This is a genomic window from Patescibacteria group bacterium, assembly GCA_030583705.1.
GTDB lineage: Bacteria > Patescibacteriota > Patescibacteriia > Patescibacteriales > Patescibacteriaceae > Patescibacterium.
Genome location: CP129471.1, coordinates 624907 through 641475, shown reverse-complemented (window position 1 = coordinate 641475; position 16569 = coordinate 624907). Strand labels below are relative to the sequence as shown.

Annotated in this window: 15 protein-coding genes and 1 tRNA gene; 15 read left to right on the top strand and 1 reads right to left on the bottom strand. The window is 36.0% G+C overall.

Annotated features, from left to right (window positions below; genetic code table 11):
* The first annotated feature begins 36 nt into the window (after positions 1–36).
* The 14 genes from QY321_03140 (at position 37) to QY321_03075 (ending at position 14333) form a co-directional block, all read left to right on the top strand.
* Positions 37–465, top strand: a complete 429-nt coding sequence (locus tag QY321_03140; GenBank protein WKZ24587.1) for a hypothetical protein — start codon at positions 37–39, stop codon at positions 463–465.
* Positions 455–1033, top strand: a complete 579-nt coding sequence (locus QY321_03135; GenBank protein ID WKZ24586.1) for a papain-like cysteine protease family protein — start codon at positions 455–457, stop codon at positions 1031–1033. Before QY321_03140 ends, QY321_03135 begins: the two co-directional genes overlap by 11 nt.
* Positions 1030–1575 carry a hypothetical protein gene (locus QY321_03130; GenBank protein ID WKZ24585.1) on the top strand — a complete coding sequence of 182 codons (546 nt, stop codon included), beginning with the start codon at positions 1030–1032 and terminating at the stop codon, positions 1573–1575. The genes QY321_03135 and QY321_03130 overlap by 4 nt, the downstream gene beginning before the upstream one ends.
* Positions 1541–2677 carry a restriction endonuclease subunit S gene (locus tag QY321_03125; GenBank protein ID WKZ24584.1) on the top strand — a complete coding sequence of 379 codons (1137 nt, stop codon included), beginning with the start codon at positions 1541–1543 and terminating at the stop codon, positions 2675–2677. Before QY321_03130 ends, QY321_03125 begins: the two co-directional genes overlap by 35 nt.
* A 77-nt stretch (positions 2678–2754) precedes the next feature.
* A complete protein-coding gene (locus QY321_03120) occupies positions 2755–3903 on the top strand; it encodes a Fic family protein (protein WKZ24583.1) in 1149 nt (382 codons plus the stop codon).
* A 10-nt stretch (positions 3904–3913) separates the two neighbouring features.
* Positions 3914–6205, top strand: a complete 2292-nt coding sequence (locus QY321_03115; protein WKZ24582.1) for a DEAD/DEAH box helicase family protein — start codon at positions 3914–3916, stop codon at positions 6203–6205.
* A gap of 15 nt (positions 6206–6220) precedes the next feature.
* The gene (locus QY321_03110) at positions 6221–6916 is read left to right on the top strand and encodes a winged helix-turn-helix domain-containing protein (GenBank protein WKZ24581.1); all 696 of its coding nucleotides are present in this window, start codon (positions 6221–6223) and stop codon (positions 6914–6916) included.
* Between the two features lie 15 nt (positions 6917–6931).
* A complete protein-coding gene (locus tag QY321_03105; GenBank protein ID WKZ24580.1) occupies positions 6932–7681 on the top strand; it encodes a nuclease-related domain-containing protein in 750 nt (249 codons plus the stop codon).
* 186 nt (positions 7682–7867) lie between these two features.
* Complete coding sequence (locus tag QY321_03100) at positions 7868–8416, top strand: M48 family metallopeptidase (GenBank protein WKZ24579.1); 549 nt, start codon at positions 7868–7870, stop codon at positions 8414–8416.
* Between the two features lie 114 nt (positions 8417–8530).
* A complete protein-coding gene (locus tag QY321_03095) occupies positions 8531–10906 on the top strand; it encodes a hypothetical protein (GenBank protein ID WKZ24578.1) in 2376 nt (791 codons plus the stop codon).
* Positions 10907–10976: 70 nt separating this feature from the next.
* Entirely contained in the window at positions 10977–12152 is a 1176-nt protein-coding gene (locus QY321_03090; protein ID WKZ24577.1) for an FISUMP domain-containing protein, read from the top strand.
* A 177-nt stretch (positions 12153–12329) separates the two neighbouring features.
* On the top strand, positions 12330–13241 hold the full coding sequence (locus tag QY321_03085; GenBank protein WKZ24576.1) for an FISUMP domain-containing protein: 912 nt from the start codon (positions 12330–12332) through the stop codon (positions 13239–13241).
* 165 nt (positions 13242–13406) lie between these two features.
* Complete coding sequence (locus tag QY321_03080) at positions 13407–13841, top strand: septum formation initiator family protein (GenBank protein ID WKZ24575.1); 435 nt, start codon at positions 13407–13409, stop codon at positions 13839–13841.
* A gap of 102 nt (positions 13842–13943) precedes the next feature.
* Complete coding sequence (locus QY321_03075) at positions 13944–14333, top strand: hypothetical protein (protein ID WKZ24574.1); 390 nt, start codon at positions 13944–13946, stop codon at positions 14331–14333.
* A gap of 56 nt (positions 14334–14389) precedes the next feature.
* Here QY321_03075 and QY321_03070 read toward each other — a convergent pair.
* Positions 14390–14462, bottom strand: a tRNA-Thr gene (locus tag QY321_03070).
* A 388-nt stretch (positions 14463–14850) separates the two neighbouring features.
* Between QY321_03070 and QY321_03065 the strand changes: the two genes are divergently transcribed.
* Positions 14851–16554 (top strand): RlpA-like double-psi beta-barrel domain-containing protein, encoded by a 1704-nt coding sequence (locus QY321_03065; protein WKZ24573.1) that lies wholly within the window; start codon positions 14851–14853, stop codon positions 16552–16554.
* Positions 16555–16569 lie beyond the last annotated feature (15 nt).

Genomic DNA, 16569 nt, shown 5'->3' with positions numbered 1-16569 from the left:
ATAGCACAAAAACTAACTGATAAATAAAAAATGAATATGGATTTAAAAAAAGATAAAATTATTATAAAGCTAAACCTTAGAAGATGTCGTGAATTGTACGACACGGGGGTTTTATTTGATGGCGGGAATAATCCGTTTATTCAGTCAGTATTTATAGAATTAATGATCCGATTAAGGCATTTAGATCATGTTCTTAACTCACAATCTATTGATGATTCTGTGATTAAAAAATTACGTGATGCTGGGGCGCACCCATATTTAAATCGCGAAATTGATAATGGTAATATTATTATTGATTTTGGCAGAAACTTTCAAGGGAATTGGAAATACGAAGATAATATTTTGAAAAAACAAGATGATAAATGTGATGTGTCTTTTCAATATGGAGATTCGGCAATTTCTGCAAACGAAATTTTAAAGTTGATTAAAATATTTGAAGATCAAATTATAAATTATGAAAGCTAATTGGCAAACAAAAAAACTTGGTGATATTTTTGATCGATTTAAAAATCGAAATTTAAAAGTACCCTTTATTTATCAAATAAATGAAAATGCTTGCGGAGCTGCTGTTTTAGAGATGGTTTATAAATATTATGGATTGAATGATGTTTCTCAAGAAGAAATTTATAAAAAATACAAACAATTAGAACCCCATGGCACTGGAAATTTTAGGATTACAACTGATGCATTAGTTGCCGATTCTTTAAGGAGGGGATTTTTATCTTTTTGGAATAAGGTAGATTACAATAATCCTGATGAATGCTTTAATTTATTACAATTTTTAACTAAAAAATCAAAGATTCCTATCATCGTTTGTCAGCAGTTTACAAAAAATGAAGAGCATAAGGATCTAGGGCATTTTAGATTAGTGGTGGGTGTTGATAAAAAGAATAAGATAATTTATGTTCATGATCCGCATAAGGAATTAGGTGGACAATATCAAAAATGGAGTCTAGATAAGTTTGTTGATTTTTGGCAACCAACTGGACAAAACGTTACGGGCGGTGTTTTTGTTATTATAAAAAAGTTATGAAAGCTAACTGCCAAACAAAAAAACTAGAAGAAATGAGTGTAGCGTGGTTGGTACAGTGGGGATTCCATGCGGAAGATGAGGACGAACAATTAAAGAGATTGGGAATTAAGAGAAGGGTTATAGATGTGATAAGCGTAAGGAAAAAATTTAAGGATATCATAGAAATAGCAAAAAATATTTATAAAATGGAAGTGTGCTCATTTTCTGAAAAAATATTTCTTTCCCATTATAATTTAGAAAGAAAAAGAGAAGGAGAGTTGTTTGGAGGATCAGTTCCGTTATTGACGCATTTTCAATCTGATTTGTATAGAAAATTAGGAAGTGTTATAGATCAGCAGGGGCTAGAAAGCATAGAAGCACAAAAATTGAGAGATAAATGGAAAAAATATCCACAATATGTAATCGTTGGACATAATCCCTATCTTGAAATATCAGAAGTGTATAATTTATCATTGTATAGAAAAGAAAACGGAAGTGAAATACTTGAGTGGGATAGGCAGCTAATTAATGGAGAAACAAGAAGAGAGAAATATGAAAGCTAGCTGGCAAATAAAAAAACTCGGCGAGGTTTGTGATATTTTAGATAATAAACGAAAGCCAATCACAAAGAGAAACCGCGCGACTGGTGAATATCCGTATTATGGAGCTACTGGTATTTTAGATTATGTCGGAGATTATATTTTTGATGAAAAGTTAGTTTTAATTGGAGAAGATGGAGCAAAATGGGAATCAGGAGAACGTACGGCGTTTATTGCAGATGGAAAATATTGGGTCAATAATCACGCGCACGTTATACGACCGCATAGAAATATTATTTTAGATAATTGGATTATTTTTTATTTTTATTTGACCGATTTAACAAAACATACGACAGGACTTACTGTCCCGAAGTTAAATCAAGCAAATCTTAGAAATATCCAAATCCCGCTCCCACCCCTCCCCGAACAACACCGCATTGTTAAAATTTTGGATGAGATTTTTGTGGATGTAGCAAAGGCGAAAGAAAATGCGGAAAAAAATCTACAAAATGCTAAAGAGTTTTTTGAATCGTATCTACAAAGTGTTTTTGTAAATCCAAGAAAAGATTGGAGGGAAGGATTATTGGGTGATGTTTGCGAGGTCATAGCAGGACAATCGCCAGAAGGAAGATTTTATAACAAATTAGGGAAGGGTCTTCCTTTCTATCAAGGAAAAAAAGAATTTAAAGAGAAATATATTGGGGAGCCAACAACTTGGACAACAAAAACTACAAAGGAAGCGTTAAAAAACGATATTTTAATGTCAGTTAGAGCACCAGTTGGCCCAATAAACTTTGCTACGCAAAAGATTTGTATTGGACGCGGTTTAGCTATAATAAGACCGAGGAAAAATGTTGATAAGGATTTTATTTTTTATGCTATTCTCTCAAAAGAAAAAGAAATTTTAGGAAATACTGGTGCCGTATTTTCGTCTATTAATAAAAATGATATTGAAAATCTTATTTTTTTTATTCCACCTCTTCCCCAACAAAAATCAATCGTCGCCAAATTTGACGCACTTTCTGCTGAAACCAAGAAACTGGAAGAGATTTATAAGCAGAAACTAGCTGATCTTGAAGAATTGAAAAAGTCGGTTTTAAAGAAAGCTTTTAAAGGGGAATTATAGTTTTGTATATATTACTTGACTCAAAAGATACAAACTGCTATACTTTGTATACATTCTAAATAAGATAGATACAAGTTATGCCAAAAGTAGAAATAGGCAGAAATATCCAACAAAAAGAAGGTTTTAAGGCCTTTATTCCCAATCCCTTTCCGCCAAAGAACGGTTATGATTTTAATCCGAAAATTCTTAAAAAGAATAATGAAGCTACGCGTCTCTTGGGTAAATTAGACGGCATTACAAAACTCCTGCCTGATGCTGATTTTTTTCTGCTCATGTATTTAAAAAAAGACGCCACTTCTTCCAGCCAAATTGAAGGAACCGGAGCGACGATGATTGATGCGATAGAAGCGGAAGTAAAAGTTAATGAAAATATACCCGAAGATGTTGATGATATTTTGCATTACATAAAAGCTCTGAACTACGGAATAAAAAGAATTACCACGGATAATTTTCCAATGGCTTTAAGATTTGTTCGAGAGCTTCATGGAAAGTTAATGCAAAAAGCGCGGGCCACTCATTTCTCTGATCCTGGAGAATTTCGGAAAAGTCAAAATTGGATAGGTGGCACAAGGCCGGATAACGCTCGTTTTGTTCCCCCACCCGTGAACGAAATGCAGAGAGCCTTAAATGATCTTGAATTATTTTTTAATAAAGAAGATTCAACCCCGACTGTAATAAAAGCGGGTATTATTCATGCGCAATTTGAAACTATCCACCCATTTTTGGATGGTAATGGAAGAACAGGAAGAATGTTGATCACTTTCTATTTATGGAAAGAAGGATTTTTGGAAAAACCGGTTTTATTTTTATCCTCTTATTTTAAAAGGCATCAAAAGATTTACTATGAAAAATTATCCTCTTACCAAAGTGAGGAAGCAGAGGTTTCAGACTGGGTGGAGTTTTTCTTGGATGGTGTAATTGAAATAGCCAATGAAGCTATTGATATTGTAGGTAAGATAACAACCTTGCGTGAAGAAGATATGCGAAAAATCCAAACTTTGGGCAAAAGAGCTTCGGAGAGTGCGATGGCTGTTCTGCCTAAGTTATATGGTCAACCAATCATAAATAATGTTATTATTCAAAAATGGACTGGCTTTACCCGGGCGGGAGCGCAAACCGTTATTGATCGGTTTATAAACAAGGGAATTCTTATTCCCAAAGACAAAGATAAAAAATATGGCCAATCTTATGTTTATAAGAAATACATAGATATTTTCATAGACTAGAATTAAATTTATGAACGAAGCAGAAACAAGAGCTGAATATATTGATCCAAAGTTAAAGGCAAGTGGTTGGGGCGAAGTGGATGGGTCAAAGGTCTTGCGTGAATTTCGCATTACTGACGGCAAAATTCAAATAGGCGGAATAAGAAGTAAACCGGAGATTGCTGATTATATTTTGGTATATAAAAATCAAAAGATTGGTGTAATAGAAGCCAAAGCCGAGACTTTGGCCGCCGCTGAAGGTGTGGCACAAGCCAAGGCTTATGCCGAGAAGCTTCAGATTGACTATACTTACGCCACTAATGGCAAAGAGATTTACGCCATATCCATGAAAACGGGCGAAGAAGGGGAGATTACCAGCTTTCCAACCCCTGATGAACTCTGGAATAAAACTTTTGCGGATTGGAACGAATGGAAAAGTAAATTTTCCAGTGTGCCGAACGAAGGTGAATATGGTAAGCGGTATTATCAAGAAATCGCCATCAATAATGTTTTAAAGGCAGTAGCTGAAGAAAAAGAAAGGATACTCTTGACGATGGCCACCGGAACGGGTAAAACGGCTGTGGCCTTTCAAGTCGCTTGGAAACTTTTTGAAACTCGCTGGAATTTAAAACGAGATGGCTTACGTCGTCCAAGAATTTTATTTTTAGCTGATAGAAATATCCTAGCCGATCAGGCGTTTAATGCTTTTTCTGCTTTTTCAGAAGATGCGCTGGTAAGAATCAATCCTTTGGATATTCGAAGGCGTGGTGGAGTGCCAATGAGCGGGAGTATTTATTTTACAATCTTTCAGACTTTTATGAGTGGTCCGGACGGAACACCTTATTTTGGTGATTACCCGGCGGACTTTTTTGATTTTATTATTATTGACGAGTGTCATCGGGGTGGTGCCAACGATGAAAGCAACTGGCGAGGTATTTTGGATTATTTTTCTCCAGCTGTTCAATTGGGGCTTACCGCCACACCAAAAAGACGAGATAATGTGGACACTTACCGATATTTCGGTGAGCCGGTTTATACTTATTCACTCAAAGAAGGTGTGAATGATGGATTTTTAACACCTTTTAAAGTTAAGCGAATTAAGACTACTTTGGACGATTATGTGTACACTTCGGATGACCAGATTATTGAGGGTGAAGTGGAGGAAGGTAAAATTTATGAAGAGTCGGATTTTAATAAGGTTATTATTATCAAAGAACGTGAAGCTAAGAGAGTGCGGGTTATCTTGGATGAAATAAATCAAAATGAGAAAACAATTATCTTTTGTGCCACGCAAGATCATGCTTTGGCTGTTCGTGACTTGGTAAATCAAATGAAAAAAAGCAATGATCCAAATTATTGCGTAAGAGTAACGGCCAACGACGGTGCTCGCGGTGAACAATTTTTACGAGAATTTCAGGATAATGAAAAAATGATACCCACAATTTTGACCACTTCGCAAAAACTATCTACCGGCGTGGACGCGCGAAATATCCGTAACATTGTTTTAATGAGACCGGTTAGCTCTATGATTGAGTTTAAGCAGATTATTGGTCGAGGAACCAGGCTTTTTGATGGTAAAGAATATTTTACGGTTTATGATTTTGTGGATGCTTATAAACATTTCTCTGATCCGGAGTGGGATGGTGATCCGATAGATGAAGTAATAGATATAAAATCAGGATCTCCTAAGAAACCGAAGATAGATGTTGCTCCGGTTCCACTGGAGCCTCCCGAAGAGCCAAGGCGAAAACTAAAAATTAAGCTTCGTGATGGAAAAGAACTTGAGATTCAGCATATGGTTTCAACGTCATTTTGGAGTGCGGAAGGCAGGCCCGTTTCAATTCAAGAATTTATAGATACTATGTTTGGTACTATGCCGGATTTTTTCAAAAGCGAAGAGGAGCTTAGAAAAATTTGGTCAGATCCGACAACCCGTAAGGTATTTTTGGAAGAAATCGCAGAAAGAGGTTTTGGTAAAGATGAATTGGAAACCTTGCAAAAAATGATTGATGCGGAACAAAGTGATTTATTTGATGTTTTGATGTACATTTCATTTTTCATTAAACCTATTTCAAGAGCTGAAAGGGTTAAACAATCACGAGATAGAATTCTTAAAGGTTTAAATGAAAAACAAAAAGAGTTTTTGATTTTTATTTTATTGAAGTATCAAGAGAAAGGCGTTGAGGAACTTGATGAAGAAAAATTACCGGTTTTATTAAATTTAAAATATCATGCGATTGCGAATGCTGAGCAATCTTTGGGAAATGTTGATAATATTCGTTCAGTTTTCTTTGGATTCCAAAAACTTTTATATAGTAAATAAGTGTATTCAGAATCTATGCCCTCCCTTAAATCATTAGCCTATCAAATCTTAAAAGAAACTGGTATCCCGCTCCATAGTCGGGAAATAGCTCGCCAGGCCTTGGCGCGTGGTTTTATTACTACTGGTAAAACTCCTGCTTCCACTTTAAACGCTATCTTACTTGTTGACATCAAGACTCATAGAGATAAATCCCGCTTTATTAAAGTTGGTCCCTCCACATTTGCGTTAAATAAAAAATTCAAAGAGCCAAAGAAGGTCATAAAAGCTGGTCTTATATCCGCCAACAAAGACAAGGTAATGAGTGAAGACTTTGTGAAGAATTCAATTATCAAATGGTTATCAGCTAACGGTTGGGGGCATTTTCAATTTGGAGGTCTACATGAAAAAGGTGTGGATGTTAAAGCCAAACATCATCGGTATTCAAGATATTTTTTTGTTGAAGCTAAGGGACAAGGGAAAATTAGCCAAGTAGATGAGGTAGCCTTTGTCTATTCCTTAGGGCAGATTATTACTAGAATGAAGACAAGTAAAACCACAAGATATTATTACGGACTTGGCTTGCCGGATACCAGTGCAAAAATTGCCTTACGACGCTTACCTTGGCAAGTCGCCAAAAAATTATTATTGTATGTATTTTCTGTTGATGTTAAAGGCAATGTGTCTCAGTATTCCTGGCAGGATTTAAAGAAATCTCAAAACTTGAAAAAGTAAACCTCATTTCAAAATATGCCTCACCTCTACGGCACTCAACGTGATTATCTACTTATTAGGACTGTTGCATACCTCCTTCTTTCTGTGACAGCAGTTTTGACGGGAGTCATATTAGGTTATATTATAATTTCTGTTATCTTTGAAAATCTTGCTTTAATTGGTACGTTTACTGGATTAATAAGCATAGCGCTTTTCTTTATCCCTTTTTTATCCACTATTTGGTTGCTATATATATTACACAAAAACCTTGATCAAAAAGGTTTCTTCTACTTCTCAGGTCTCATAGGTGAGGAAAAAATCTTAAAACAATTAACTCGCCTCGATGACCGCTTTTTAGTCTTTCAAGATGCTAAGCTACCAGGTCGCCGTGACAATATTGATTTTATTGTCCTGGGTCCTGGCGGTGTGTTTACGATTGAAGTAAAAAGCCATAAAGGTAGAATCAGCTTTGACGGATCAAGCTTACTTAGAAACGGTCGGGTTTTGGAGAAAGATTTTTTAAAGCAGGCTAGAAGGCAAGCTTTGGGCTTACATGATTATCTACTTGAAAAGACCGGAGCCGATATCTGGGTAAAACCCATTATAGTTTTTACCGGCACTTATTTAAAAATTCCTTTTGGACACAATGAAGTGGGTGGATGTCGCGTTTATGGTAAAGAGTGGTTGGTTAACGCTTTGGAAATAAGTCCGGTCGTCGCATCCTGGCCTGTATCTCCGGAGATAATTGAAAGTAATCTCTTGTTGTTAACCAATTATAAGAATTAAATATTTTTGTATAAACAGATCGTTTTCCCAACGCCGGCAAAACGATCGGTATATATGTTAAATCCTTTTTAAATAGTGTTGCCAAGTAAGGCAAATAATATTAATGTTAGTTTATAAATCATTATAATGTATCTATGGAGTCTATGCTCCATTTAAATCTAACCAAAAAACTATAACCAAACACCTATGGATGTAAACGTTTCTTATAAGCTAAAAAGAAGTTGGCGGGCTAAACGTTTACGTTTGGCGGTCTACTGTGATGGTACGGTAGTTATTACTACTCCCTTTGGAGTAGATCAATCTATAGTTGAGAAATTCTTTTTGGATAAGAAAAGATGGATACAAAATAAATTACAATTTTTTAAAAATATTGATTCAAGATCAATTCGTTCTTTTTCACGTAAGGATTATCTAGAAAATAAAGAGAAGGCCTTAATTTTAGTAAAAGAGCGTATAGAATGGTATAATGCCCTATATGGTTTTTCTTTTAACAAGGTTTTTATCAAGAATCAAAAAACTCGCTGGGGTAGTTGTTCAAATAAGAAAAATCTAAATTTTAATTATAAGATTATTTTTTTGCCCCCTAAGCATCGTGATTATATTATCGTTCATGAACTGTGTCATCTAAAAGAATTTAATCATTCCAAAAGGTTTTGGGCACTGGTGGAAAAAGTTTTTCCGGATTACCGAGATATTAAAAATGAGCTTAGAAATCAGGAACTATTTTATAAATAACCTATCCACCTTTGCCATCTTCTCCTAATTTATGGTAAAATATAAGTATTAATTATTAACTCATCAATCTTTTTATTTGATCTATTAAATGAATCAATAAGATTGCCCAATCATATGATTAACCCAGCTTTGGAAGATTATATTAAAAGACAAAAAGACAGAGGTTTTGGTAACGAAGATATAGCTCCGGCTTTAAAAGAACAAGGCTGGTCTGATGAGGTTATTGCTGAAGCTTTGTCTTTACCCCAAGCACAAGCTGAACCAGTAGTTGCCAAAACAACCGAGTCCGTTATGGAGCCTGTTAAACAACAAGCTTCTTATCCCAAAGATTCTTTTTTTGTCAGATTCCGCCGCCCTGTTATTATTGGAGCGGTTATTTTAGTCTTAATCTTAGGCGGTGTAGCTTCAGCTCGTTTTTTTCCTAATCTTTTCTCTAAAATTTCTTTGGGCAATAAAGAACTTAAAGATCTTCCAGCCGAAGAGATTATGCAAGCAGCCTTAGCTGATCTTCAAAGTCTAAAAAACGGTAACGTTGTTTTGTCTATTGAAAGCAAAGTATCTAGCTGGTCTCAATATGGATCAACCGAGAGAGAAGAGATTATTGATTCTTACAAAATCAGAATAGCTGAACCTAAAAACGGCCTTGAAAATGATTTTGAAATTTTTTATCAGGGAAACTATGAAAATGAAATAACGGAGGATGAAGGACATCTCTTGCTCAAATCTTTAATTGAAGCAACAAGTAGGTCATATGACGGAAAAGATTATTTTAAAATAAACCGCTTGGCTAATGATCCTACTATTGGTGATTCTTTTGAGTATTTAAATCCAGGAATTCCTGGACCCATTGCTCAAGAAGCTTCATTTTTATTGGATAAGTGGCTTCATCTTGAAAGAGGGGAAGAATATAATCAACAATTAAATGAGTATATGTCAGCTGTTAATTATATTAGATACCTTTTGACATCTCATGAGTTATTAATTGATTCTGGTGGTATTGTTTCATTTGATAACTCAGTACAACGCATTAATTCACCCGAGGGCTCTTTGTTTTTTGCGGAATCTGTTTTGGACAACATAGACCAGACTCAACCCATGTCTTTAGAAAAGGATCAGAATCAATATCGTTTATCTTATCAGCTGGATGGCAATACTTTGAGAGAATATTGGGAAGATTATTTTTATAATAAGAACTCCGATATTTTCGGACAAATGGAAAATGAACCTATTGAGTTGATGCCCGAGGAGACAGAAATATTGGATCAGACAGAAAATGAAAGTCATTATGATGAATTTGGATTTTCTCAGGCCTATCCGGAGTCAGGGGCTGTTAATCAAGGCTTTTTTAATGGACTTTTAGTTCTTAACGAAGGCGTTGATATATGGGTATTTTTTGATTTTAACATAATTGAAGATTTAACTAATTATGTACCCGGTGAGTCTGCCTTCATCTGGCTTGGTACAGAGGAACAAAGACTTAGACTTATAGAGATATTTCGGAAAATGGATAGTGTCAGCAAACTACTTGATGAAGTTTTTCCTTCATTTTTGTATATGGCCAAGATAGACATATCTTTTGTTGTCAATGAAAATCTCCAACTTGAAAAGATAGAGTGGTCTTCCAGCGATCCCAATAATAATGAGCAACAGAATAATAATTTTAACTTAGAAATAAGTATTGCTAGAGAAGAGGTAATAATTGAAGAACCTACAGTTGATCCTTTAGCTCAATCGGCTTATGAGTATTATCGGGCTTTAGCGATTAGCGAGGGATTGTTAAATAATGTTTCTTCAAATTTCCCGTCTGTTGATAATCAGTGGCCGGAAAATTTTGATGATTTTGATAATAACGATGATGATGACTTAAAGTATCTTGGGTTAGGATTATTTAATAGGAATTCTTCTAATCCTTCATCTGCTGACAATTACTGGTCCCAAGATTCGGATAACGATGGTTTAACCAATCTTGAGGAATTACTTATGGGCACTGATCCAAATAACCCGGACACGGACGGTGATGGTTTCTTGGATGGAGATGAAGTTCGTGCTCTTTATAACCCTCTTGGACCCGGTCGTTTACACGAAAGTCCCTTTATCTCTCGTTATACCATAGCCTCTTCTGGTCATGAGTTCCTTTACCCTAAGTTTTGGAGATTAATACAGAGTGTTTATGAAGAAGAGTATGAAGAAGGGGAAAAAGAAGAATATTTAAATGATGCCTTACAGGATAATTACCCGATATTTATGGATCCACAAACCTTTTATTTAATAACCGGCGTGCAACATTTTGATGACAATGTACATTTTGCAGTTTTTCGTAATATGAACCCGCAGGCTCCTTTTGAGGGTTCAGGGGGTTATAGTGTGGGAGAAAATTTTAGTAGACTAGGCGAAGATTATGCCTATTTCCTTAATCACAATTTTAAATCTTCACATAAGACAGTCGTAGATATGATAGGTAAATCGCTTCAAGACACTTCTTGGAGATAGTTTTCTTTAAATACTTTGTGATATAATAAAGTATTATAAGGCGCGCCTTAACGCCCTTTATATAAATAATATGAAAAACATAATTAGTTTTAAGAAAGGACAAGGTTTTACTCTCATAGAGCTCTTGGTGGTTATAGCTATTATCGGAGTTCTTTCCACCTTTGCCATTGTAGCTCTTGGTGGCTCCAGAGCGTCGGCCAGGGACTCTAAAAGACTTTCTGATATAAGAAGTATAGGCTCCGCCCTTGAGCTTCATTATGCTAACCACGGCAACTATCCTTCAACAATAACTCCCGGACAACCCTTGACTGGTCCGGACGGTACAATATATATGTCGGCAGTACCTTCAAATCCACAACCAAGAACAGACGGTAATTGTCCTGGGCAAGAATACAGCTATACTGCCTTAGGCAACGGTCAATACATTGTTTCAGTCTGTATGGGTTCTAGTGGGGGTTCTTTTACTCCTGGTCCTGTTGGTTATTACACTTCAGCGGGTATGTTTAATTGTGGATCACAAGTAGGGGACGAAGACGGTAATTTATATAACACTGTGCAAATAGGTCCACAGTGTTGGATGAAAGAAAATCTTAAAGTTGGAACAACCATTAACTCTTCTTCTAACCAGAGTAATGATTCAGTAACTGAGAAGTTTTGTTATGACAACAACCCAGCTAACTGTGATGTGTATGGCGGTCTTTACCAATGGACTGAGGCTATGAATCTTTCTTACTCCGCTTGTGTTGTTTCAGATTGTTCCGGACAAATTGAGGAACAACATCAAGGTATTTGTCCTTCAGGTTGGCACATACCAACCGACCAAGAATTTGTTACTTTAGAACGAAGTTTGGTTCAATTAGCCAACAGCGACAAACCTCAATATGCTTGTAATGTTTTTGATTTTGATGATGAAATAGGTCAAACTCATCGTTGTGCAGATAGCGTTAACCCAGACAACTCTCCAGCCGGCGCCACGGGCGGAGCCAAGGGAGCCGGTAAGTCAATTAAAGCGGTGGGCCAGGGAAGTGGCAATGGAGCGGGTGATGATCTTGGCGGATTTTCTCTTTTGCTAGGAGGAAGCTATAACGGATCTTCGTATTCCAACACTAGTAGAATGTGGCTTGCCAATCAAGCATCTGTTATTTGGGGTAATACAAGGTATTTTGTTCCTAATCGTTCTACAATAACAACTAATACCGCTCAGAAAAACTTTGGCTTTTCAGTCCGTTGTGTTAAAGATTCTTAGAAAAAGTATTCCCTTGGTTATTCTATAATTATAAGCCAATAAGAGCGGTAATATGGAGTTTTTCTCTTAATTATTGCGGTTTTTAGTTATTGTGCAAAACTACCATTGACTTTTTTAATTAATTATGATATTATATAAGTATATAGGTTAAATACTTTTATTTATTATTTATATAATATGACTAAGAAAATTATTTTTATTACCCTGGCTTGTTTTATGTTCGGTTTTGGTGTTTCCGCCTCATCCGATGTTTCAAGACAAGTTTCGTTTGAAAATTCTGTTAGATCAAAAATTTCTTCTTTTAAGTTAAGTTTACCGGAAATTTTTAAATACAATGGAGCTAAGATTCAGTCATCTCCAGTTTTTTGCGAACCCTTTGTTTATGACTCTGAGGGTAATCAATATAAAACCGTACACATAGGTGAACAATGTTGGATGCAAGAAAACTTGCGAGTTGGTGTTAGGATTGACGCCACTACCCACCAAAGCGATGATTCAGTAATTCAAAAATACTGTCTTGATGACAATGAAAGTAATTGTTCTCTTTATGGAGGTCTTTATCAGTGGCCGCAAGCCATGCTACTTTCTTATGAGGACTGTTTACAAGGAGATTGCTCTGAGTCTATTCGTGAACAACATCAAGGTATTTGTCCACTTGGTTGGCATATCCCAAATGATCAGGAATTTGCCGTATTGGAACAATATACCGTGGAAAAGATTGGTAGTGTTTACCCTCAATATGAATGTTCTACTATTGGATTTGCTCCAACCTGGCGTCGTTGTGCGGACAGTGTTTATCCTAACGGTAATCCAGCCGGTAATACTGGTGGAGAATTTGGAGCCAGTCGTTCTCTTAGAAAAGTCGGACAGGGTAATGGAGAAGACTTAATGGGTTTTTCTTTAATTATGGCGGGCTACCATAATGGTTGGTATTATTACCCAATTAGCCAAACCAGACTATGGCTAGCTGATCAGGATGGAACACACCACGCTTTACGTAGACTTTTCATGGTTTCCGCTACCACTATCCATAGCGGTACTGATCAAAGGCATTATGCCAACTCAGTACGTTGTTTACAAGATTATTAAATCTTTTAATTCGGGAGCTATTAATAACAACTTAAAAGACATGGTCTTATTAAAAACCATGTCTTTTTTTATAACCTTTTTAGTATTTATAAATCGATGTTAGCTTATTGGCTTTTTTTGTGATATAGTTATATATAATAAAAATAGTTTATTATATTATTCTTTATGAAGGCTTTTTTTCGCGCCATTTTCTCCAAACAATTCCTCTTTACTATTTGTTTAATCGCTGCTTTGGTCTTTACGGTTAAGCAGTTTATTCGTGTTTGGCAACAAAAATCTTCGGTGGACCAAGATATTGCCGAATTAAGGCAAATGGTTGAAGAAACCGAAGGTAAAAACGAGACACTTAAACAGACTATTGAATACATGCAAACAGATCGTTTTGCGGAAGAAGAAGCTCGTACTAAACTTAATTATCAAAAACCAGGGGAAGAGGTAACTGTAGTGGAAGTAAGACAAAGCCAAGAGCGCCCCATCGGTACCGGTCTTTTTGATCTACCTCCTGCTCCCGAACCTACCCCTGAGCCAGCCTTGGTACAAGGCTTTAAACTATGGGGTGATTATTTTTTCGGTGTTGAAGAAGAAAAATTAGAGAAATAAGAAAAGTAATTATTTTTCTTTATTTAATTTAGTAGTTAATAAAAAACCTTGCCAAAAGGTTTTTTTTGTTATAGTGTATAAAATAAGTAAATTAAAAATAAAATGAAGAGTCAAACAGTAACACATTTAATGGCCCCTATTTTTCCACATTTAATTCCCGGACAGTACGATTTTATATTCTATATTGCAAAAGAAGCTAACGGTTATTTTATGCAAGGTAATAGCCGGAAATTATCAAAAGAGTGGTTAAAAAATCGAGAGGAAAGTGGTCATGTAGTAAAATTAAAAAAACCTTTCAAAATAAAGGAAGGACAGATGATAGTTTTTACTAGAAACAATGTGCCAAGACCGAACATGAAAGAGTCTTCAGCTGGCTTTATACGCTCCCTTGAGTTGTTTCTTTTATCACGAGAGGACAATTACGATTTTTCCAAGAAAAAGAAGCTCGGTAAATGGAAGGATTTAGTAGCTGTAAAAGCTAGTGTAAAGTAAAACGATTGCTTTAAATGACAACAGGCTTATCTTTAAGACAAGCCTGTTTTTATTTGAGCCAAGGAGGGGGATCGAACCCCTGGCCTGCGCGTTACGAGTGCGCTGCTCTGCCAACTGAGCTACCTTGGCTTTTTAGTTAAGGTTTAATTTTTTAATCTCTTTTTGATAATATCAACAATCAAGGAATAGTCAAGTTAAGTTATCAATAGATTAATTTAGATTTTTTTATTTAAAGATGAGTAAAACACCGGAATAGAACCCACGTTTCAGCTTTAGGAAGACTACTTATTGCTATTATACTAATCTTAACTATTTAAAGATTTTTTTAGCTTATTTCTAGGTTATTTATCTCCCTATTCCTTTATTTGTCTGTCTTGCTTAATTTGTGCTATAATTATATTCTCAACAATTTTTGTCGTCAACGCGGCTTTTTAAAATATTTTAATTTAAAATTTTTTAATCTTTTAACCTATTTAAAACTCTTAATATTTTTAAAATAAATAAAAATAACAAATCTATGATTCTAAATATAATATATTCTGACCCTTCTTTATCTGTATTATCTTTATCCTTAAAATATCTTAAGTCATTTATAAAGCCAAGATTTTTTAAAAAAACTTCTTCTTTATTATTGTTTGCCTTATTATCTTTAGGTATTTTAGTTTCTCCTTCTCTTTTAATCGCCGAAGAGGGAACTGTGATAACTCCTTTACCTAATCGTGTTCATGAAGTTGTTGTTGGGGAAACCGAGCTTTCCTTAAACCGCGCTCTTAATGCTTTTGATGGAGCATTGGAGGTGGGTCTACCAGCCGGACAACTTAAGACCGCTTCATCTGTTGTTCTAACCGAACTTAATGAAAGTATTACTCCACCTACCGGCTTAACACTTGTTGGACCGATGTACCAAATAGATATGCCGGCTGCGTCTTTTAATGCTGGCAGATTCTTTGTTAGTATTAAAAGTTCTGAATCTTCTAATTATAAACAACTTTATTTTTACGATAAAAATCATCCGGGTGGTTGGCGACCTTTGCCTTCTAATGAGAACTTTGGCAAAAAAGTAGTGAGTAGTTATATTACTTTTCCTTTTACCAGAATTGCCATGTTTGAAAGTCCAGGGGTTTTAGTTAAAGGGAAAGCTAGTTGGTATCGTCACCGAGGCGGACTTTTTGCCGCTTCTCCCGATTTTCCTTTAGGTACTAGACTTAGAGTTATTAATACTGGTAATTGGAAGTCGGTGGATGTAGTGGTTAATGATCATGGTCCCAATAGAGGAGTTCATCCGGATCGTGTAGTAGATCTTGATGCAGTCGCCTTTGGAGTAATTGCTGGTTTAGGCGAAGGTGTTGTTAACGTGGTAGTGGAAAAACTACCCGATCATATACCTTCTCGTTCGCCCGGGGGAGCAGTAGTAGCGGCCTCTGTTTTGTCTGGAGAAAATTCTTCCTCAAGCTTACCGGTTAAAGCCAAGGCGGCTATGGTTTTAAACAGTGCGGACAATTCCATTCTTTGGAGTAAAGGAGCTGAACAGGTTTTACCAATGGCCAGTTTAACCAAACTTATTGCCCTTAAGGTTTTTATGGACACTCGTCCTGATCTTAACCGGGTGGTTAGCTATTCCGTTAAGGATGAAGAGTTTAATCATCTCTATGTACCAGCCGGACAGTCCGCTAGGCTTAGATTACAGGATGGTGATCAATTACCAATTCGCGATTTTGTTAATTCTTCTTTGGTTGGTTCAACCAATAACACAGTGGAATCATTGGTAAGAGTCTCCGGTTTAACACGTGAGGCTTTTATTATGCGTATGAACGCTTTGGTTAGAGAATGGGGAGCTCGCCAAACGCGTTTTGTTGAACCAACCGGTCTATCTAAAGACAATATTACTACTGCCTCAGAGTATGCCATGATTGCTCGTCTTGTTTGGCTTGATCCTTTCATAGCTTCAGCTAGTGTTTTACCTTCATACGGTTTAACTACCCTTAATACTAAAAGATTTCACAGTTTTAAAAACACCAACAGTTTGGCTCATGGACAAGATCGCAGTATTCTTGGTTCCAAGACCGGCTTTATTAACGCCTCGGGACACTGTTTAGCCACCAAGTGGTCGACAGATAAAAATAAAAATGTTATTGTAGTAGTATTGGGTTCCCCGACCAGACAAGCTAGTCTAGATGACACCTTGGCCTTAACGAATTTTGCCCGACAACATATTCAATAGACATATTAAATAATT

What these genes read in the sequence shown, in the direction of transcription:
- QY321_03120 (WKZ24583.1), top strand. Translation starts at nt 2,755, where the DNA reads ATGCCAAAAGTAGAAATAGGCAGAAATATCCAACAAAAAGAAGGTTTT.
- QY321_03115 (WKZ24582.1), top strand. Translation starts at nt 3,914, where the DNA reads ATGAACGAAGCAGAAACAAGAGCTGAATATATTGATCCAAAGTTAAAG.
- QY321_03075 (WKZ24574.1), top strand. Translation starts at nt 13,944, where the DNA reads ATGAAGAGTCAAACAGTAACACATTTAATGGCCCCTATTTTTCCACAT.
- QY321_03090 (WKZ24577.1), top strand. Translation starts at nt 10,977, where the DNA reads ATGAAAAACATAATTAGTTTTAAGAAAGGACAAGGTTTTACTCTCATA.
- QY321_03140 (WKZ24587.1), top strand. Translation starts at nt 37, where the DNA reads ATGGATTTAAAAAAAGATAAAATTATTATAAAGCTAAACCTTAGAAGA.
- QY321_03125 (WKZ24584.1), top strand. Translation starts at nt 1,541, where the DNA reads ATGGAGAAACAAGAAGAGAGAAATATGAAAGCTAGCTGGCAAATAAAA.
- QY321_03105 (WKZ24580.1), top strand. Translation starts at nt 6,932, where the DNA reads ATGCCTCACCTCTACGGCACTCAACGTGATTATCTACTTATTAGGACT.
- QY321_03135 (WKZ24586.1), top strand. Translation starts at nt 455, where the DNA reads ATGAAAGCTAATTGGCAAACAAAAAAACTTGGTGATATTTTTGATCGA.
- QY321_03130 (WKZ24585.1), top strand. Translation starts at nt 1,030, where the DNA reads ATGAAAGCTAACTGCCAAACAAAAAAACTAGAAGAAATGAGTGTAGCG.
- QY321_03095 (WKZ24578.1), top strand. Translation starts at nt 8,531, where the DNA reads ATGATTAACCCAGCTTTGGAAGATTATATTAAAAGACAAAAAGACAGA.
- QY321_03110 (WKZ24581.1), top strand. Translation starts at nt 6,221, where the DNA reads ATGCCCTCCCTTAAATCATTAGCCTATCAAATCTTAAAAGAAACTGGT.
- QY321_03080 (WKZ24575.1), top strand. Translation starts at nt 13,407, where the DNA reads ATGAAGGCTTTTTTTCGCGCCATTTTCTCCAAACAATTCCTCTTTACT.
- QY321_03100 (WKZ24579.1), top strand. Translation starts at nt 7,868, where the DNA reads ATGGATGTAAACGTTTCTTATAAGCTAAAAAGAAGTTGGCGGGCTAAA.
- QY321_03065 (WKZ24573.1), top strand. Translation starts at nt 14,851, where the DNA reads ATGATTCTAAATATAATATATTCTGACCCTTCTTTATCTGTATTATCT.
- QY321_03085 (WKZ24576.1), top strand. Translation starts at nt 12,330, where the DNA reads ATGACTAAGAAAATTATTTTTATTACCCTGGCTTGTTTTATGTTCGGT.